Genomic DNA, 18472 nt, shown 5'->3' on the forward strand with positions numbered 1-18472 from the left:
GTATTGCGTCTCTGCATGCCCGAACGGAGTGAGGGCATGAGCGACTTCGACGTCGCGGCCCTGGTCCGCGATCCCACGACCCGCGTCGTCGTCACCTGTGGCAGCGGCGGTGTCGGCAAGACGACGACGGCCGCAGCCGTGGCGATGCTCGGCGCCCGGGCCGGCCGGCGCACCGTTGTCCTCACCATCGACCCGGCCCGCCGGCTGGCGCAGTCCATGGGCCTCACCGAGCTCGACAACACCCCGCGGCCCGTGCAGGGCGTCGAGGCGGGCGACGGCGGCGCGCTGTTCGCGATGATGCTGGACATGAAGCGCACGTTCGACGACGTCGTGCTCGAGCACTCGACGCCCGACCGCGCCGAGCAGATCTTCAACAATCCGTTCTACCAATCGCTGTCGTCGTCGTTCGCCGGGACGCAGGAGTACATGGCGATGGAGAAGCTGGGCCAGCTCGTGGCCCAGGACGAGTGGGACCTCATCGTCGTCGACACCCCGCCGTCCCGCTCGGCGCTGGACTTCCTGGACGCGCCGAACCGGCTCAGCCGCTTCCTCGACGGCCGCATGATCAAGCTGCTCACCGCCCCGGCCAAGGCCGGCGGCAAGGCCTACCTGAAGGTGGTCACCGTCTCGGTCGGCATGGTGGCGCGGGTGTTCACCAAGGTCATCGGTGGCGACCTGCTCAACGACCTGTCGACGTTCGTCAGCGCGCTCGAGTCGATGTTCGGCGGCTTCCGCGAGCGGGCCGAGCAGACCTACGAACTGCTCAAACGCCCCGGCACTGCCTTCGTCGTCGTGGCCGCCCCGGAGCCGGACGCGCTGCGTGAAGCGTCTTACTTCGTCGACCGCCTCTCGACCGACGCGATGCCGCTGGCCGGGGTGATCGTCAACCGCACCCGCTTCACCAGCCCGGTGCAGGGTGCCAAGACGCTGCCGGCCGCGCGAGCGGAGGCGGCTGCGGACGCGCTCGCCGAGAAGCCCGCCGACGCGGCCTCGGAGCTCGCCGTCGCTGCCCTCCGGGTCCACGCCGAGGTGGCGGGCGCCGCCGAGCACGACGCCCGGATGACCCGCCGCTTCTCCTCGGCGCATCCGGCCGTGCCCCTGGTCGCGGTGCCGGCGCTGCCGATCGACGTACACGACCTCGACGGGTTGGTCACCATCGGCGGGTTGCTCGGCGGCTGAGACCGACCCGACTCCACGGCGCGACACGCCCACATTCCGGGCCCTGGAGGTTCTCAGCTGCTGAGGGCGCCCCCAGCGAGGCAACAGCACCCCTCGGCTGCCCCGTACCCTGATGCTCCGTGGCAGCTTTCCCCGGACGCCCGGACCCCTGGCAGACGCTGGCGAAACTCTTCGTCGCCCTGGTCGCGGCCGGCGTGCTCGTCGCCGGCCTGGCCCTGCCCTACGTCGGTGGGCTCGGCCTCGTCGCCGGTCGCGAGGCCGACAAGTTCCAGAACACCCAGTGCAACCTGCCGGACAGCAAGCCGCCGCAGAAGACCACGCTGTATGCGAAGGACGGCAAGACCGTCGTCGCCACCCTGTTCAAGCAGGACCGCGTTCCGGTGCCGCTGAGCCAGGTGCCTACCTACCTGCAGGACGCGCTGGTTGCCACCGAGGACCGCCGCTTCTACCAGCACCACGGCGTCGACCTGCGTGGCCTGGTGCGCTCGGCCGTCAATACCTCCAGCGGTGACACGCAGGGCGGTTCGACGCTCACCATGCAGTACGTCAAGCAGCTGCGGTACTACCAGGCCGGCGACAACGTGGCCAAGCAGCAGGCGGCCATCGCGCAGAACCTGACCCGCAAGATCGAGGACGCGAAGTGCGCCCTCTACATCGAGGGCACGCTGCACAAGAGCAAGAAGCAGATCCTCGACGACTACCTGAACATCGCCTTCTTCGGCGAGCACTCCTACGGCATCCAGACCGCGGCCGAGACCTACTTCGACAAGCCGTCGTCGAAGCTGACCCTCGGCGAGTCGGCGCTGCTCGTCGGCCTGTTGCGCGCGCCGTCGGACTACGACCCGTTCGTGCACCGCGAGGCCGCCACCCAGCGCCGCAACGAGGTCCTGCAGAACCTGGTGTCGGTCGGCCGGCTGACCCAGGCCGAGGCCAACAGCGAGAAGGCCAAGCCGATCGCGCTCGTCACGAACTCCCCGCCGCAGGTCCGGCAGGGATGTGCCAACGCCGCGTCCAAGATCGCGAATGTGAACTTCTTCTGCGACTACGCCGTCAACTGGCTCGAGAAGGTCAACGGGCTGTCCTCCACGCAGCTGCAGACCGGCGGCCTGAAGATCGTCACGACCCTCGACCCGGCTCTGCAGAACGCCAGCCAGGCCAAGGTGTCCAAGGCCGTACCGGCCACGTCACCCATGACGGCGGTGCTCCCGGCCGTCGACCCGAAGACCGGCAACGTGCTGGCCATGGCCACCAGCAAGACCTTCGGCACCGGCAAGGGACAGACCGAGCAGCCGGTGTTCACCGCACACGTCGCCAACGGAGCCTCGACCTACAAGCTGTTCCCGCTGCTCAGCGCGCTGTCGATCGGCGTGCCGAGCGACTGGCCGCTGCTGACCACCGCCAACGGTGTCTACAAGCCCAAGTACTGCGTGACGAGCAAACCGGGCACCTCCAACGGTGACGCCGACGAGAGCTACAGCGACCAGGAGACCCTGACGTCCGCCACGGCCAAGTCGTCGAACACCTACTTCCTCGGTCTGGCCGACCAGCTCTACAACTGCCAGCTGCAGCCCATGGTGTCGATGGCGCAGAAGCTGGGCATGGCTGGCCTGTCGCAGATCGAGAGCGGAAAGCAGACCGTGGCGCAGGCCATCGAGGCGTACGGGCGTGCGCAGCAGTTCGTGCTCGGCAGCGTGCCGACCAGCCCGCTCGAGATCGCCGGCGCCTACGCGGCCGTGGCCAACGGCGGCACCTTCCACGCTCCGGCGCCCATCCTCTCGGTCACCGACAGCAACGGCAGCGCGCTCTCGCTCAAGCGCTCGCCGGGCGTGCAGGTCGTCTCCCCGGACACGGCGCGCAAGGCCGTGAAGATCCTCACCGGCGACACGCGTGGGGACGGCACCTCGGCGGGCGAGTTCGCCAGCTGGGACGACGCGGGTCACAGCGAGGTGGCCGGCAAGACCGGCACGGTGGCCGCGGTCAAGAACGGCAAGGAGACCTCCAAGAACGCGGCGGTCTGGTTCGTCGGCATGACCCCGAACCTGGTCGCCACCAGCGCGCTGATCAACTTCGACTACCCGAACAGCGCGTCGACGGGTCTGCCTCGCGAGAAGACCGGCGGTGCGTACGGCAACTACGCCTCCGGCGTCTGGCTCAAGGCGTTCGGCCCGAGCCTCACGTCGCAGTCGTGGTCCTGGACCTCTGCCATCGACGTCAAGGGCCAGGACGTGCCGCCCCTGACCGGCATGACCCTGAGCGAGGCCCGCTCGGCGCTGGCCGGCCAGTTCAAGCTGGCGGTCATCAGCAGCAACGACGCGCTCCGCTGCCCCGCCTCGCCGAGCGTGGCGCCCTACGACTCGATCGCGTTCTACGGCCCGCACAAGGCGCCCGAGGGCTCGACGATCACGGTCTGCCAGAGCCTGGGTACGTCGCAGACGATCTACGTGCCACCGCCGCCGAAGGTCACCAAGAAGCCGCGCACGACGGGGCGGTCCGGGTCCGGCTCGGGTTCGACCCGCTCGGGTTCCCCCGGGTCGGGCAGCACGAAGACCAAGACACCCGGTGGTGGCGGCCGCACCAAGACCAAGCCGCCGCGGCGGTAGCCGGTACGGGCTGCGGCTGAGGGTCGCCCGGTGGGCAGGCCGTCAGCCGGCGAGCTGGTCCTTCACCTCGGTGCTCACCCGCTTGCCGTCGGCACGGCCGGCGACCTGGGGCTGAACGACCTTCATGACCGCACCCATGTCCCGCGGGCTGCTCGCCCCGGTCTGCGCGATCGCGTCGCGGACCAGCTCGGCCAGCTCGGCGTCCTCGAGCTGGGCGGGCAGGTACCGGTCGATGACCGAGTTCTCGGCCCGCTCGCGCTCGGCGAGCTCGGGACGTCCGGCACCGTCGTAGGCCTCGGCCGCCTCGCGACGCTTCTTGCCCTCCCGGGTGAGGACGCGCAGCACCTCGTCGTCGGACAGCTCGCGGGCGCTGGACCCGGAGACCTCCTCCGTCGTGACGGCGGTGAGCGCCATCCGCAGGGTCGCGGTGGTCAACTCGTCACGGGCCTTCATGGCCGTGTTGAGATCGGCGTGCAGACGGTCCTTGAGCTCAGCCATAGCGTCGACGGTACCGAGGCCCGCACCTCCGTAGGCTGGACGCATGTCGACGACCACCCGCGTGCTCGGTGCGACAGCTGCCGCCGGGGCCGGAGCGTTGTTCTACGGCTCGGTGGTCGAGCGCAACGCCTTCGTGCTGCGCCGCCGCGAGGTGCCGGTGCTGGCACCGGGTTCGTCGCCGTTGCGCGTGCTGCACCTGTCAGACCTGCACATCACGGCCCGTCAGCGACGCAAGCAGGACTGGGTCCGGAGGCTGGCCGAGGAGCGTCCCGACCTGGTCGTCAACACCGGCGACACCCTGTCCGGCGCCGACGCGATCCCTGCCGTCATGCACGCGCTCGAGCCCCTGCTCGCGTTCCCGGGCGCCTTCGTGCCCGGCAACAACGACTACTGGGCGCCGAAGCCGAAGAACCCGGCGCGTTACTTCACGGCGCCCGGTGACCTGCCGCCCGACCTGCAGCCGTTGCCGTGGCCCGTCCTCGCGCGGGCCATGAGCGGCGCGGGGTGGGCCGATCTCACCCACGTGCGCACCGTGCTCGGCGCGGGTGCCGGGAAAGCGGCCCTGGCCGGCACCGACGACCCGCACCTGCGCCGGGCCCGGTACAAGCGCATCGCCGGCCCGGCCGAACCGGATGCGAACGTACGCATCGGCGTCATCCATTCGCCCGAACCCGAGCTGCTGTCGGCGTTCGCCGCCGACGGCTACGACCTGGTGCTGGCCGGGCACACGCACGGCGGCCAGGTGCGCATCCCGTTCGGGCCGCCGTTGGTCACCAACTGCGGGATCGACCGTGCTCGTGCGCGCTGGCTGCACCGGTGGGACGAGCGCATGTACTTCCACGTCAGCGCGGGCCTCGGCACCAACCCGTACTCGCCGATCCGGTTCTGCTGCCGCCCCGAGGCCACCCTGCTGACGCTCGTCCCGCGTACATAGCGCTGTCCCTGCCCGGGTATGCTGGGCCGGTTGCGTTTCACGGGTTCCCGCCCGGCGGCGTAGCGGGGTGTGGCGCAGCTTGGTAGCGCGCTTCGTTCGGGACGAAGAGGCCGCAGGTTCAAATCCTGTCACCCCGACTGAGACGAGGGCAGAGCGAGCTCGCTCGCTCTGCCGAGGCGATGGAGGGGGTAGGAGGCGCGTAGCGCCGAATACCCCGACCAGGCAAGGCCGCTCCCTCCGCAAACCTTCGGCCCGGATAGGCTTTTCGCGTGACCACGCCGCCGAAGATCCGAGTCGTGGGTGATCCCGTCCTCGCCACGCCGGCCCGTCCCGTCACCGAGTTCGACGACACGCTGGCGACCCTGATCGAGGACCTCTTCGCCTCGCTCGCCGTGGCCGAGGGCGTTGGGCTCGCCGCTCCGCAGATCGGCGTCGACCTCGCCGTCTTCGTCTACGACTGCCCCGACGGTTCGGGCGAGCGGGTGCGCGGCCACGTCGTGAACCCGACCATCGAGACCAGCGGCGCGACGCAGAACGGCGAGGAGGGCTGCCTGTCGGTGCCCGGCCCGTTCCACGAGCTCGAGCGCGCCATGCACGCCGAGGTGCGCGGCGTCGACCTGCACAACGAGCCGGTCGAGGTCAGCGGCGACGGGTACTTCGCGCGCTGCCTGCAGCACGAGACCGACCACCTGCGCGGCGTGCTCTACATCGACCACCTGCCGCGCAACCGCCGCCGGCGGGTGCTGCGCGACATGGAGCCGTTCGACTGGAACGCACCCGTCCCCGGCTGAGTGGGGCACGGCGATGCCCCAAGGCGTGTCACAGCGTGTTACGGAGCCCGCCGTATCACCGTGTGACACGCCCGCGAGAGCGGACACGGCTCCAGCCGTGCGACCACGCCCTCGTCAGACGAGCAGTTCCGCAATCTGCACCGTGTTCAGCGCCGCGCCCTTGCGCAGGTTGTCGTTGCTGACGAACAGGGCCAGCCCGCGGCCGCCGTCGACGCCCTCGTCCTGGCGCAGCCGCCCGACGTAGGACGGGTCACGACCCGCGGCTTGCAACGGGGTCGGCACGTCGGACAGCTCGACGCCGGGTGCGCCGGCCAGCAGCTCGGTCGCCCGGGCCACCGACAGCGGCCGCTCGAACTCGGCGTTGATCGACAACGAGTGCCCGGTGAACACGGGCACACGCACGCACAGCCCCGACACGCGCAGCGCCGGAATGTCGAGGATCTTGCGCGACTCGTTGCGCAGCTTCTTCTCCTCGTCGGTCTCGAACGCACCGTCGTCGACGATGGACCCGGCCAGCGGCAGGACGTTGAACGCGATCGGCCGGGCGAACTTCACCGGCTCGGGGAAGGCCACCGCGCCGCCGTCATGGGTCAGGCCTGCGGCACCACCGGCGACCTTCTGCACCTGGCCGTCGAGCTCGTCCACGCCGGCGAGGCCCGCGCCGGACACGGCCTGGTAGGTGGAGACGACGAGGCGGATCAGCCCGGCGTCGTCGTGCAGCGGCTTGAGCACCGGCATCGCCGCCATGGTGGTGCAGTTCGGGTTGGCGATGATGCCCTTGGTGGCGTGGTGGACCTCGGCGCCGTTGACCTCGGCCACGACGAGCGGGACGTCGGGGTCCATGCGCCAGGCGCTGGAGTTGTCGATGACGGTGACCCCGGCCGCGGCGAAGGTCGGGGCCAGCTCCTTCGACGTCGAGCCGCCGGCGGAGAACAGCGCGATGTCGAGCCCGGACGGGTCGGCGGTGGCGGCGTCCTCGATGCGGACGTCGACGCCCTCCCACGGCAGGGTGCCGCCGGCGGAGCGCGCCGAGGCGAAGAAGCGGATGTCGTCGACCGGGAACGAGCGCTCGGCCAGCAGCCGCCGCATGACCGTGCCGACCTGGCCCGTGGCTCCGACCACTCCCACTCTCATCGGGGCCCCCGCGAATTCGTGGAGCGTTCTGTGCGGAGCGAAGTCGTGGGGTGGTTCATCTGCCGGTACCTCCGTAGACGACGGCCTGCTCGTCCTCGGACCCGAGCTCGAAGGCGTCGTGCACGACCCGGACGGCGACGTCGAGGTCGGTGTCGCGCACGACCACCGAGATGCGGATCTCGGACGTCGAGATCATCTCCATGTTGATGCCGGCGTCGGACAGGGCGGTGAAGAAACGCGCCGACACACCGGGGTGCGAACGCATGCCCGCCCCGACCAGCGACAGCTTGCCCACGTGGTCGTCGTAAAGCAGGTCGGAGAACCCGACCTCGTCCTGGACGCGCTTGAGCGCGGACAACGCGGTGCTGCCGTCGGTGGCGGGGAGCGTGAACGACACGTCCGTGCGTCCGGTGCCGCCCGTCGACACGTTCTGCACGATCATGTCGATATTGATCTCGGCGTTGGCCAGCTCGCGGAAGATCGCGGCGGCCTGGCCCGGCTTGTCGGGCACGTTCACGACCGTGATCTTGACCTCGCTGCGGTCGTGTGCGACGCCGCTGATGATCGCCTGTTCCACCGGGAGGTCCTCCATCGATCCGCTGACTGTGGTGCCGGACTTGGCCGAGAACGACGAGCGCACGTGCAACGGCATCCCGTAGCGACGCGCGTACTCGACGCTGCGCAGGTGCAGGATCTTCGCGCCGCAGGCCGCGAGCTCGAGCATCTCCTCGAACGTCACCTGCTCGAGCCGTCGCGCGTTCGGGACGATGCGCGGGTCGGCGCTGTAGACGCCGTCGACGTCGGTGTAGATCTCGCAGACGTCGGCGCGCAACGCGGCGGCGATGGCCACTGCGGTGGTGTCCGAGCCGCCGCGCCCGAGGGTCGTGATGTTCATGGTCTCTTTGGAGAACCCCTGGAACCCCGCGACGATGGCGATGTTGCCCTCGGCGATGGAGTTCTCGATGCGCGCCGGAGTCACGTCGACGATCTTGGCGTTGCCGTGCACGGACGTGGTGAGCACACCGGCCTGCGAGCCGGTGAACGACTCGGCGCGGTAGCCCAACGAGTTGATGGCCATCGCGAGCAGCGCCATCGAGATGCGCTCGCCGGCCGTGAGCAGCATGTCGAACTCACGGCCCCCGGGCACCGGGACGATCTGCTCGGCGAGGTCGATGAGCTCGTCGGTGGTGTCGCCCATGGCGGACACGATGACCGCGACGTCGTGCCCCTCGCGCTTGGTGGCGACGATGCGCTCGGCGACCCGCTTGATGCGCTCGGCGTCGGCGACGGACGAGCCGCCGTACTTCTGCACGACGAGACTCACTGCATCGACCCCTGACGAACGGCGGCGGGCGGGAAACCCCAGCCTACCGGCCCGCCGGCAACGCTTTCGCCCGCCGCTCAGTCGGGGCGGGGGTGCGCGCCGTCGCCGAGCTGCGGACGCTCGGGCTCGGGCGCGTCCGGTTCGCCGGCGTCCTCGGCACTCGATCCGTTGAGGTTGCCGCGGATCGAGTCGAAGATCGTCAGGCCCTGGCCGACGAGGCTGGCCGCCATCTCGCTGAGCCCGCTGGCGCCGTTGAGGATGTTGACGTTGGCGCCGTTCAGCCCGGCCGCCGCCTCCCGGACGATCAGTGGCAGCTGGTCGATGAGCATCCGGTCGAGCGCGACCCGGTTGTGCGACGCGGCGGCCTCGGCCTGGATGCGCATCCGCTCGGCGTCGGCTTTGGCCAGCACGCGGGTCTTCTCGGCGTCGGCCTCGGCCGGTTTGACCACCTCGGCCACCAGCTGCTGCTGCCGCAGCTCGGCGTTGCGCTGTGCGAGCTCGGTCTGCATGGCCAGCACCTCTCGCTGCGCCTTGGCCGCGGCCAGCGGGCCGGCCTGCCCGGCGGACGCCTGGGCCTGGTCGACCTCTGCCTTGTACTGCGCCTGCACGATCGCGGTCTGGCGGGCGTACTCGGCCTGCGCCCGCTGCGACTCCTGCTCGGCCTCGGCGGCCGCCTGCCGCGCCTGCGACTGCGAGATCTGCGCGGCCTGCTGGATGGCGGCGGTGTGCGGCGCCGACATCGCGGCGATGTAGCCGAGGTCGCCGTCGTCGATGGACTGGATCTGCAGGGCGTCGACGCCCAGGCCGATGCGGGCCATCTCCTCCTTGGACCCGTCGAGCACCTCGGTGGCCAGCTTCTGCCGTTCGGTGACGATCTCCTCCACGGTCATCGAGCCGATGATGGAGCGCAGGTGGCCGGCGAAGATGCGTCCGGTGAGCACCGACATCTGGTCCTGGTCGGACAGGAAGCGCTGTCCGGCGGCCACGATGCTGGCCTCGTCGGTGCCGACCTTGAAGGCGATCACGGCGCGGACGTTCAGCGCGATGCCCTGCCGCGTCACGCAACGTTCGTCGACCTCCGACTCCATCATCGACAGCGTGAGGAAGCGGGCCTTGCGGAAGAACGGCAGCACGAAGGCGCCGTGGCCTGTGACCACGCGGAACGGGGTGCTGCCCTTGTTCTTGCCGCCAGCAATCAGCATCGCCTCGTCGGGCGACGGGACCTGGTAACCGAGCATGATCAGCCCTTCCCGGCGCTGTCCGCGCCGAACTCCGAGATCGCCTCGACCTCGACCGTGCGGGCGCCGCGGACGTCCGTGACGAGCACCTGCTCGCCCTTGGGCAACGGCGTGGTCGACCAGGCGAGGAAGGTCTCGCCGGTGCCGCCCGTCTCGAGCAGCACCTCGCCCGACCCGTTCGAGCCACGCGTGGCGACGATGACGACCCCTGTCGAGCCGATCAACGACGCGTCCGCCACCGTGCCCCCGCCCTCACCCGATGATGACGTGATCTTTGCACTCCACGCGGCTTCCTGGGAGCCCGGTGTACGCAGATGTCAGCGCTCCGAAAGGTCCCGCTCAGGCGTGCACGGCGCTCAGGCGTGCCCGGCGAAGGCGGCGTCGAGGATGTCGAGTCCCTCGTGCAGCAGGTCGTCACCGATGACCAGCGGCGGCAGGAAGCGCAGGACGTTGCCGTACGTGCCGGCGGTCAGGGTGATGAGGCCCTCTCGGTGGCAGGCCGCCGACAGCGCGGCGGTGAGCGCCGGGTCGGGGGTGGACGTGCCCGGCTCGACGAGTTCGACGGCCAGCATCGCGCCTCGGCCCCGGACGTCGCCGACCGAGCCGTACTTCTCGGCCAGCGCCTGCAGCCGCGGCAGCATCGTCGACTCGATGCGCTTGGCCGCCCCGCACAGGTCGTCGGCCTGCATGGTCTCGATCGCGGCCAGCGCCGCGGCGCAGGCCACCGGGTTGCCGCCGTAGGTGCCGCCCAGACCCCCGGTGTGGACGGCGTCCATCATCTCGGCGCGGCCGGTGACGGCGGCGAGCGGCAGGCCGCCGGCGATGCCCTTGGCCGTGGTGATCAGGTCGGGCACGACGCCCTCGAACTCGCAGGCGAACCAGTCGCCGGTGCGGCAGAAACCGCTCTGGATCTCATCCGCGACGAACACGATGCCGTGCGCCGCGCACCATTCGGCCACGCGGGCCAGGAAACCGGGTGCGGGCACGACGAAGCCGCCCTCGCCCTGGATCGGCTCGACGATCACGGCCGCCGTGTTCTGCTCACCGACCTGCGCGTGCACCTGCTCGACGAACGTCGCGAACGCCTCGTCCGCACAGTTCTCCGGGCCGGTCGGCCACCGGTACGGGTAGGCCATCGGGACGCGGTAGACCTCGCCGGCAAACGGCCCGAAGCCGCTCTTGTAGGGCATCGACTTGGCGGTCAGGGCCATCGTCAGGTTCGTGCGCCCGTGGTAGGCGTGGTCGAACGCGACCACGGCCTGCCGGCCCGTGTGATGCCGCGCGATCTTGACTGCGTTCTCGACGGCCTCGGCGCCGGAGTTGAACAGCGCGCTGCGCTTGTCGTGGGTGCCCGGGGTCAGCTCGTTGAGCTTCTCGGCCACCGCGACGTAGCCCTCGTACGGCGTGACCATGAAACAGGTGTGGGTGAACGCGGCGACCTGGGCCTGCACCGCCTCGACCACGCGCGGCGCCGCGTTGCCTACCGTCGTCACGGCGATGCCCGAACCGAAGTCGATGAGCTGGTTGCCGTCGACGTCGACCACGACCCCGCCGCCGGCCCGCTCCACGTACACCGGCAGTGTCGTCCCGACGCCGGACGCGACCGCGGCACCCTTGCGCTCGTGCAGCGCTCGCGAGCGCGGCCCCGGGATCTCGGTGGTCAGGAGGCGTCGCTGCTCGACGGTCATGGCGTCCTCGCGTTCGTCGGTCTAGCTCTGCGTCTCGTCGAGGACGGCGATGACGTCGCCCTCCTGGATGTTGTCGCCGGGCGCGACGGAGATCTCCCGGACGACGCCGTCGACCTCGGCCAGCACCGGGATCTCCATCTTCATGGACTCCAGGAGCACGACCATGGTGTCGGGTCGCACCGTGTCGCCGACCTGCACCGCCACCGAGTGGACCCGCGCGACCATCTCGGCGCCCAGAACGTGACTCATGACAGGAAGGCTAGTCGCGTCGTTCACACATCGATGTTGTGCATGACGTGCTTGATGCGGGTGTAGTCCTCCAGCCCGTACACGGACAGGTCCTTGCCGTAGCCCGAGTGCTTGAACCCGCCGTGCGGCATCTCGGCCACGATCGGGATGTGGCAGTTGACCCACACGCAGCCGAAGTCGAGTGCGCGCGTCATGCGCATCGCCCGGCCGTGGTCCTTCGTCCACACCGACGACGCCAGCCCGTACTCGACGTCGTTGGCGCTGCGGATCGCCTCGGCCTCGTCGGTGAAGCTCTGCACGCTGATGACCGGCCCGAACACCTCGTGCTGGCTCATCTCGTCGCGCTGGGTCAGCCCGCCGACGACGGTCGGCTGCCAGAAGTACCCCTTGTTGCCCTGCCGGGCGCCACCGGCCAGCACCTCGGCGTGGTCCGGCAGCCGCTCGAGCATGCCGCCGACGTGCTCGAGCTGGGTGGCGTTGTTGAGCGGCCCGTACAGCGCGTCCTTGTCCGACGGCGGCCCCACCTTGGTAGCGCGCGCCTGCTCGGCGAGCAGGGCCGAGAACTCGTCGGCCACCGCGGCCTCGACGAGCACGCGGGTTGCGGCCGTGCAATCCTGGCCGGCGTTGAAGTAGCCGGCGATCGCGATGTTCTCGGCCGCGTCGGCGAGGTCGGCGTCGGCGAACACGACGACCGGCGCCTTGCCGCCGAGCTCGAGGTGCACGCGCTTGAGGTCCTTGGCCGCGGCGTCGGCGACCTGGAACCCGGCCCGGACCGAGCCGGTGATCGACACCATGGCCGGGACGCGGTGCGAGACGAGCTCGCGGCCGGTGTCGCGGTCGCCGCACAGGACGTTGAAGACGCCGGGCGGGAAGAACTCCTGGGCGATCTCGGCCATCAGCACGGAGCTAGCCGGCGTCGTGTCGCTCGGCTTGAGCACCACGCAGTTGCCGGCGGCCAGGGCGGGCGCGAACTTCCAGACGGCCATCATCATCGGGTAGTTCCACGGCGTCACCTGGCCGACGACGCCGACCGGCTCGCGACGCACGTAGGACGTGAAGCCCTTCATGTACTCCCCGGCGCCCCGGCCCTCGAGCAGGCGGGCCGCGCCGGCGAAGAAGCGGATCTGGTCGAGCGCGGGCGGGATCTCCTCGGTGCGGGTCATCTCGATCGGCTTGCCGGTGTTGCGGCACTCGGCGGCGATCAGGTCCTCGGCGCGGTCCTCCAGGGCCTGCGCGAACTTGAGCAGGGCCTGCTGGCGCTCGCTGGGCGTGGTGTCGCGCCAGCCCTCGAACGCGGTCGCGGCCGCGGTATAGGCCCGGTCGACGTCCTCGGCGCCGGACACCGGGGAGGTGCCGAAGACCTCGCCGGTGCTCGGGTCAACGAGGTCGAGCGTGCGCCCGTCCGCCGCCGGGGCCGACTCGCCGTTGATCAGGTTCTGGACCACAGTCTTGTCGCTCACGTGGGGAACGTTACCGACGGTGCACACGCCCGACAACAACGGAATCCGTAGCAATGGCTGTAATCAACTGCGGATTCGGATTGCCTGGCCGCACGCATCCGCAGTTGATCACCGTCGGGCGACCGCCCTGGCCCGGTCCCGCCGGGTCGGCTAGCCTGGCAGCACCATGACCCGCGTGCTGCTCCTTCCCGGCCGCGGCGAGGCCCGGAACTGATCCGGTCGGCCCCTCGCCGCGGGATCGCACCGCGCCGCCGACCGCTCCCACCGATCACCCCCGGAGCACCGTCATGAGCCGTCCCGCCAGCCGACCCAGTCCGCAGCAGCCCTCGGGCATGCCGCACCACCGCTACCCGCGCTTCCCGAGCGTCGACCTCCCCGACCGCACCTGGCCCACGAGAACCATCGACAGGGCCCCGCGCTGGCTCTCGACCGACCTGCGCGACGGCAACCAGGCTCTCATCGACCCGATGAACGCCGCCCGCAAGAACGCCATGTTCGACCTGCTCGTCCGTCTGGGCTACAAGGAGATCGAGGTCGGGTTCCCGGCCGCCAGCCAGACCGACTTCGACTTCGTCCGCAGCCTCGTCGAGGGCGACCGCATCCCCGACGACGTGCGCATCTCGGTGCTCACCCAGGCGCGCGAGGAACTCATCGAGCGCACCGTGCAGTCGCTCGTCGGCGCACGCCAGGCCACCGTGCACATGTACAACGCGGCCGCGCCGGTGTTCCGCAAGGTCGTGTTCGGCTGGGAGGGCGACGGCCGGGCCCAGTGCCGCGCCGTCGCCGTCGACGGCATCCAGTCGATCATGAAATACGCGGACGTCCACCTGCCCGGCACCGACTTCGGTCTCGAGTACTCCCCCGAGATCTTCATGGACACCGAGCTCGACTTCTCCCTGGAGATCTGCGAGGGCGTCATGGACGTCTGGCAGCCCGGCCCGGAGCGCGAGATCGTCATCAACCTGCCGTGCACCGTCGAGCGATCGACCCCCAACGTCTACGCCGACCAGATCGAGTGGATGTCGCGGCACTTCTCCCGTCGTGACCACGTCTGCCTGTCCGTGCACACCCACAACGACCGCGGGACCGCGACCGCCGACGCCGAGCTGGCCGTGCTGGCCGGCGCGCAGCGCATCGAGGGCTGCCTGTTCGGCAACGGCGAGCGCAGCGGCAACGTCGACCTGGTGACGCTCGGGCTGAACCTGTACAGCCAGGGCATCGACCCGATGATCGACTTCAGCGACATCGACGAGATCCGCCGTACCGTCGAGTACTGCAACCGGATCGGCGTGCACGAGCGGCACCCGTACGCGGGCGACCTCGTCTACACGTCCTTCTCGGGCTCGCACCAGGACGCGATCAAGAAGGGCTTCGACGACCTGTCGCGGCAGGCGGCCGACGCGGGCCGGCCGGTCGGCGAGATGCCGTGGCACATCCCGTACCTGCCGATCGACCCCAAGGACGTCGGCCGCAGCTACGAGGCCGTCATCCGGGTGAACTCGCAGTCCGGCAAGGGCGGCGTCGCCTACATCATGAAGAACGACCACAAGCTCGACCTGCCGCGCCGGCTGCAGATCGAGTTCAGCCACGTCATCCAGGGCCACACCGACGCCGAGGGCGGCGAGGTCGAGCCGGCGGCGATGTGGCGGATCTTCTCCGACGAGTACCTGTCGGCCGGCGACGTCGAGCTGGTGCGGTTGTCGTCCACGAGCGACGAGGGCATCGAACGGATCACCGCGACGGTGCGGGTCAAGGGTGTCGAGCACGAGATCAGCGGCGTGGGCAACGGCCCGGTGTCGGCGTTCTGCGACGCGCTGTCGACCGTCGACCTCGGCTACGGCGGGCTGACCGTGCGGGTCCTCGACTACCACGAGCACGCGCTGACCTCGGGTCGTGACGCCGAGGCCGCCGCCTACCTCGAGATCGAGTTCGGCGACGCCGAGGGCACCGTGCTCTGGGGCGTCGGCATCAGCGAGTCGACGACCCAGGCGTCACTGCGTGCCGTTGTCAGCGCCGTCAACCGAGAATCCCGCCGCCTCGGCTGACACGCCCCCCTCCCCGAGTTGTCCGCGCCTCGTTGTAATCCGGCGCGTCAGAGCGCGGACGACTCGGGCTGCGGCGGCTGCGGCGGCTGCGGCTAGAACGCCTGCCGTCGACGGCGGCGGCGTTGCGTGCCGACGGCCACGACGGCGAGCAGCGCCACGAGCCCGGCGGCGGAGACGCCGGTGGCCCGCCGGGCCCGGTCGGTGAACCGGGGGTGGCCGGCCACCGCGTAGCCGCCCGTCGGCAGCGGCGTGTCCGCGGCCGGTTTGGGCGGGACGGGTTGGACCCGGTCCAGGCGCGCCTCCCGCTCGCTGAACGGCGCCGCCGCCGCGAACACCGGGTTGGGCGCGTCGGCGGGGACCCGGGCGCGGACGAGGGTGCCCGCGTCCAGGCGCCCGTAGCCGTCGGCGCTGCTGGGCGTGGTCCGCCGCCCGTCGACGGTCGCCAGCAGCCGCGCGACGAGTTGGCGGTTCGTGAGCTGCGGGTGCGCCGACCAGGCCAGGGCCAGCGCGGCCGACACTAGCGCCGTCGCCTGGCTGGTGCCGTCGCCGGAGAACGCATCCCCTGCGGTGCGACCCAGTGACGGGATGTCGACCCCCGGCGCGGTGACGGTCAGGAACGGTTCGCGGGCCGAGAAGCTCGCGACGACGCCCTGCCGGTCCACCGCCCCGACCGAGACCACACCGAGGCAGACGGCTGGTTCCTCCACCGTGTTGCGGGTCGGCCCGGTGTTGCCCACGGACGCCACCACGACCGCGCCCTTGCCCAGGGCGTGGAACACGGCCTGCTGCTCGTCCTCCGGACACGGGGTGTCATCGGTCGCCGGGTCGCGCAGCCCGCCCACCGACATGTTGATGATCTTGGCGCCGTGGTCGGCCGCGTAGCGGATCGCGTCGGGCAACCGGTCGGGTCGCTGGGCGTCGGTGGTGCCGGTCAACGGCACGGCGACGGGCAGGACCTTGGCGTCGGGGGCCAGCCCGGTGATGTCCAACAGCCCGGGTCGGGCGACCATGATCGAGGCCATGGCCGTTCCGTGGCCGAAGCTGCTGCGCTCGCGGTCGACCTGGCCGTCGCCGCCGACCCCGAGATCGGTGCCGGGCACCACCCGGCCGGCGAGTTCGGGCAGCGCCGCGTTCACCCCGGAGTCGATCTCGGCGATGGTGACGCCCTGCCCGCGCGCGCCGGAGCTCCACAGGGCCGGGACGCCCCAGCTGTCGAACCAGTACTCCGGAGCGTTCGGCGGGCCCGGTGCCGCCGCCGCCGGAGCTGCGGGGCCCATGGCCACGGCCAGGCCCGCGGCCGCGACCAGGGCGGCCAGCCGCCGCATCACGCCGGCAACCAGGTGATCGTCAGCAGCGGACGGGCCGCGGCCAGGGCGTGGACGTCGAGGGTGACGCGGCCGCGGCCGGTGCTGGCCCGGTTGTGGAAGTCCAGCCGCTGGTAGCTGGTCGCCGCGACCGCCACGGTGGCGGTCAGGTCGAAGCGGCCGATCTCGGTGACGTCGAGCGAGAGGTGCACGCCGGACAGCCCGCCGGTCGGTCGCCCGTGCACGCTGCCGGGCACGTAGCGCGCGTCGGGCAGCGGGCAGGTGACGGCGGGGTGGGCGTCCGACAGGCACCGGGTGATCGCGGCCAGCACCGCGGCCTGCATGGCCCTGCGTCCGGCCGCGGTGGCGACGACGTCGAAGGTGCGGGCGCCGCTGCGGCCCGGGACGATGCCGGAGTCGGGGTCGAGGGCCAGGTAGGCGGTGTCGAAGCGAACGGGCGGCGCGCCCGGGAAGGCCAGCACGTCGGTTGTGGGCACCTCGTGGCCCAGCACCGAGGCGCGCTGCGACGCCATGCGCAGGGTCAGCTGCGTGCGGACGGCGGCGGCATCGAGGCGCCAGCCGCTGCCCGAGTCGTGCACGGGGATGCGGACCGACACCGGGACGTCGGCACCCGGGTAGCGCAGCGTGTAGGACACCGGCACGACGGCCCGCGACCCGGTGTGCCGCACCGTCGCGACGTGCACGTCGACGATGGTCGCGTTGCGCCGCTGTTCCCGCAGCACGGCGGACGTCAGCAGCACGCGGGAACCGGACGGCACGTCGCCGAACCCCAGGGCGCGGGGCGCGTCGGCGTGCTGGAGGGCATCGAAGTAGCCCCGGACGGCGCCGGCCGGCGCCTGCGTGCCGACGACGCTCGTGACGGCCACGACGGCTCCGCCGACGAGGGCGGCCAGGGCGACGAGCAGCGCCGACCAGAACAGCAGGGGGCGACGCGGTGGCCCCGTGGATGAGCCCGTGGATGACCCGGCGGGCGCCTCGGGCGGCATCGGGGCGCCCTCAGTCGACGCGTCGACGTCCCGAGAACGCCCGGCCGAGCGTCACCTCGTCGGCGTACTCGAGGTCACCGCCGACCGGCAGCCCACTGGCCAACCGGGAGACGGTGAGACCCATCGGCGAGAGCAGGCGCGCGAGGTAGGTGGCGGTCGCCTCGCCCTCGAGGTTCGGGTCGGTGGCGAGGATGAGCTCGGTGACGACGCCGTCCCGCAGGCGGGTCAGCAGCTCACGGATGCGCAGGTCGTCCGGGCCGATCCCGTCGATGGGGCTGATCGCGCCGCCGAGCACGTGGTACCGGCCGCGGAACTCCCTGGTGCGCTCGACGGCGACGACGTCCTTGGGCTCCTCGACCACGCAGATCACCGTCGCGTCGCGGCGGTCGTCGCTGCAGATGCGGCAGACCTCGGCCTGCGCGACGTTGCCGCAGATCGAGCAGAACTTGACCTCGTTCTTGACCCGCAGCAGCGTGCTGGCCAGGCGCTCGACGTCGACGGCCTCGGTGGCCAGCAGGTGGAAGGCGATGCGCTGCGCGCTCTTGGGGCCCACACCGGGCAACCGTCCGAGCTCGTCGATGAGGTCCTGGACGGCGCCTTCGTACACGGGTGGTCTGCTCGCTCGGGCCGGTCAGAGACCGGGGATGCCCAGGCCGCCGCCGAGCCCGCCGGTGACCGGGCCCATCTTCTCGGCGGTGAGTTCGCCGACGGCACGCTGCGCGTCGCGCACGGCGGCGACCACGAGGTCCTGCAGGGTCTCGACGTCGTCGGGGTCGACGACCTCGGGGTCGATGACGAGCGAGGCGAGCTCACCGTCGCCGCTGAGCGTGGCCGTCACCAGACCGCCGCCGGACGACCCGGTGACCTGCGCCTCGGCCAGCTCCGCCTGCGCCGCGGCGAGGTCCTGCTGCATCTTCTGGGCCTGCTGCATCAGCTGCTGCAGGTTCGGCTGGCCACCGCCGCCGAATCTTCCTGGCTGGCTCACGTCGTCCTACCTCTGTAGCTGGGGTGTGCTGCGGGT

17 protein-coding genes and 1 tRNA gene are annotated in these 18472 nt (G+C 71.1%); 6 read left to right on the plus strand and 12 right to left on the minus strand.

The window, feature by feature from the left end; translation table 11 throughout:
* Window positions 1-36 precede the first annotated feature (36 nt).
* Window positions 37-1179, plus strand: a complete 1143-nt coding sequence (locus ACFFCA_RS03455) for an ArsA family ATPase (protein WP_375481844.1) — start codon at window positions 37-39, stop codon at window positions 1177-1179.
* Between the two features lie 119 nt (window positions 1180-1298).
* Window positions 1299-3779 (plus strand): transglycosylase domain-containing protein, encoded by a 2481-nt coding sequence (locus ACFFCA_RS03460; RefSeq protein ID WP_375481846.1) that lies wholly within the window; start codon window positions 1299-1301, stop codon window positions 3777-3779.
* A 42-nt stretch (window positions 3780-3821) separates the two neighbouring features.
* Here ACFFCA_RS03460 and ACFFCA_RS03465 read toward each other — a convergent pair whose 3' ends face one another.
* Window positions 3822-4277 (minus strand): GatB/YqeY domain-containing protein, encoded by a 456-nt coding sequence (locus ACFFCA_RS03465; RefSeq protein ID WP_375481848.1) that lies wholly within the window; start codon window positions 4275-4277, stop codon window positions 3822-3824.
* 43 nt (window positions 4278-4320) lie between these two features.
* On the opposite strand from ACFFCA_RS03465, the gene ACFFCA_RS03470 reads away from it, so the two are divergent.
* From ACFFCA_RS03470 to def, 3 genes are all read left to right on the plus strand, one after another.
* Window positions 4321-5211: a metallophosphoesterase gene (locus ACFFCA_RS03470; protein ID WP_375481850.1), complete on the plus strand. Its 891-nt coding sequence runs from the start codon at window positions 4321-4323 to the stop codon at window positions 5209-5211.
* Window positions 5212-5274: 63 nt separating this feature from the next.
* Window positions 5275-5348, plus strand: a tRNA-Pro gene (locus tag ACFFCA_RS03475).
* A gap of 132 nt (window positions 5349-5480) precedes the next feature.
* Complete coding sequence (def, locus tag ACFFCA_RS03480) at window positions 5481-6002, plus strand: peptide deformylase (protein WP_375481852.1); 522 nt, start codon at window positions 5481-5483, stop codon at window positions 6000-6002.
* A 114-nt stretch (window positions 6003-6116) separates the two neighbouring features.
* Here the strand turns inward: def and ACFFCA_RS03485 are convergent, their stop codons facing one another.
* The 7 genes from ACFFCA_RS03485 to ACFFCA_RS03515 form a co-directional block, all read right to left on the minus strand.
* Window positions 6117-7136 (minus strand): aspartate-semialdehyde dehydrogenase, encoded by a 1020-nt coding sequence (locus tag ACFFCA_RS03485; RefSeq protein ID WP_375481853.1) that lies wholly within the window; start codon window positions 7134-7136, stop codon window positions 6117-6119.
* Between the two features lie 55 nt (window positions 7137-7191).
* Window positions 7192-8460, minus strand: a complete 1269-nt coding sequence (locus ACFFCA_RS03490) for an aspartate kinase (protein ID WP_375481855.1) — start codon at window positions 8458-8460, stop codon at window positions 7192-7194.
* Between the two features lie 77 nt (window positions 8461-8537).
* The gene (locus tag ACFFCA_RS03495) at window positions 8538-9698 is read right to left on the minus strand and encodes an SPFH domain-containing protein (protein WP_375481857.1); all 1161 of its coding nucleotides are present in this window, start codon (window positions 9696-9698) and stop codon (window positions 8538-8540) included.
* Window positions 9699-9700: 2 nt separating this feature from the next.
* Window positions 9701-10012 carry an NfeD family protein gene (locus tag ACFFCA_RS03500; RefSeq protein ID WP_375482056.1) on the minus strand — a complete coding sequence of 104 codons (312 nt, stop codon included), beginning with the start codon at window positions 10010-10012 and terminating at the stop codon, window positions 9701-9703.
* A 42-nt stretch (window positions 10013-10054) separates the two neighbouring features.
* Window positions 10055-11386 carry a 4-aminobutyrate--2-oxoglutarate transaminase gene (gene gabT, locus ACFFCA_RS03505; protein ID WP_375481859.1) on the minus strand — a complete coding sequence of 444 codons (1332 nt, stop codon included), beginning with the start codon at window positions 11384-11386 and terminating at the stop codon, window positions 10055-10057.
* Between the two features lie 21 nt (window positions 11387-11407).
* Window positions 11408-11635 (minus strand): biotin/lipoyl-binding carrier protein, encoded by a 228-nt coding sequence (locus ACFFCA_RS03510; RefSeq protein WP_375481861.1) that lies wholly within the window; start codon window positions 11633-11635, stop codon window positions 11408-11410.
* Between the two features lie 23 nt (window positions 11636-11658).
* The gene (locus ACFFCA_RS03515; protein WP_375481863.1) at window positions 11659-13095 is read right to left on the minus strand and encodes a gamma-aminobutyraldehyde dehydrogenase; all 1437 of its coding nucleotides are present in this window, start codon (window positions 13093-13095) and stop codon (window positions 11659-11661) included.
* Window positions 13096-13382: 287 nt separating this feature from the next.
* Between ACFFCA_RS03515 and leuA the strand changes: the two genes are divergently transcribed.
* Window positions 13383-15140 (plus strand): 2-isopropylmalate synthase, encoded by a 1758-nt coding sequence (gene leuA / locus ACFFCA_RS03520; protein WP_375481865.1) that lies wholly within the window; start codon window positions 13383-13385, stop codon window positions 15138-15140.
* 92 nt (window positions 15141-15232) lie between these two features.
* Here leuA and ACFFCA_RS03525 read toward each other — a convergent pair whose 3' ends face one another.
* The 4 genes from ACFFCA_RS03525 to ACFFCA_RS03540 are packed head-to-tail and all read right to left on the minus strand — an operon-like array spanning window position 15233 to window position 18436.
* The gene (locus tag ACFFCA_RS03525) at window positions 15233-16465 is read right to left on the minus strand and encodes a S8 family serine peptidase (RefSeq protein ID WP_375482058.1); all 1233 of its coding nucleotides are present in this window, start codon (window positions 16463-16465) and stop codon (window positions 15233-15235) included.
* Window positions 16465-17451: a hypothetical protein gene (locus ACFFCA_RS03530; protein WP_375481867.1), complete on the minus strand. Its 987-nt coding sequence runs from the start codon at window positions 17449-17451 to the stop codon at window positions 16465-16467. The genes ACFFCA_RS03525 and ACFFCA_RS03530 overlap by 1 nt, the downstream gene beginning before the upstream one ends.
* Before the next feature lie 10 nt (window positions 17452-17461).
* On the minus strand, window positions 17462-18058 hold the full coding sequence (recR, locus tag ACFFCA_RS03535) for a recombination mediator RecR (RefSeq protein WP_375481869.1): 597 nt from the start codon (window positions 18056-18058) through the stop codon (window positions 17462-17464).
* Between the two features lie 24 nt (window positions 18059-18082).
* Window positions 18083-18436 (minus strand): YbaB/EbfC family nucleoid-associated protein, encoded by a 354-nt coding sequence (locus tag ACFFCA_RS03540; RefSeq protein ID WP_375481871.1) that lies wholly within the window; start codon window positions 18434-18436, stop codon window positions 18083-18085.
* Window positions 18437-18472 lie beyond the last annotated feature (36 nt).

Source organism: uncultured Jatrophihabitans sp. (assembly GCF_964252635.1).
In the GTDB taxonomy this organism is placed as follows: domain Bacteria; phylum Actinomycetota; class Actinomycetes; order Mycobacteriales; family Jatrophihabitantaceae; genus Jatrophihabitans.

Excerpts from the sequence above, each read along its gene's own strand:
- gabT (WP_375481859.1), bottom strand. The coding sequence starts at position 11,386 with ATGACCGTCGAGCAGCGACGCCTCCTGACCACCGAGATCCCGGGGCCG.
- ACFFCA_RS03485 (WP_375481853.1), bottom strand. The coding sequence starts at position 7,136 with ATGAGAGTGGGAGTGGTCGGAGCCACGGGCCAGGTCGGCACGGTCATG.
- leuA (WP_375481865.1), top strand. The coding sequence starts at position 13,383 with ATGAGCCGTCCCGCCAGCCGACCCAGTCCGCAGCAGCCCTCGGGCATG.
- ACFFCA_RS03465 (WP_375481848.1), bottom strand. The coding sequence starts at position 4,277 with ATGGCTGAGCTCAAGGACCGTCTGCACGCCGATCTCAACACGGCCATG.
- ACFFCA_RS03495 (WP_375481857.1), bottom strand. The coding sequence starts at position 9,698 with ATGCTCGGTTACCAGGTCCCGTCGCCCGACGAGGCGATGCTGATTGCT.
- ACFFCA_RS03525 (WP_375482058.1), bottom strand. The coding sequence starts at position 16,465 with ATGCGGCGGCTGGCCGCCCTGGTCGCGGCCGCGGGCCTGGCCGTGGCC.
- ACFFCA_RS03455 (WP_375481844.1), top strand. The coding sequence starts at position 37 with ATGAGCGACTTCGACGTCGCGGCCCTGGTCCGCGATCCCACGACCCGC.
- ACFFCA_RS03510 (WP_375481861.1), bottom strand. The coding sequence starts at position 11,635 with ATGAGTCACGTTCTGGGCGCCGAGATGGTCGCGCGGGTCCACTCGGTG.
- ACFFCA_RS03470 (WP_375481850.1), top strand. The coding sequence starts at position 4,321 with ATGTCGACGACCACCCGCGTGCTCGGTGCGACAGCTGCCGCCGGGGCC.
- ACFFCA_RS03530 (WP_375481867.1), bottom strand. The coding sequence starts at position 17,451 with ATGCCGCCCGAGGCGCCCGCCGGGTCATCCACGGGCTCATCCACGGGG.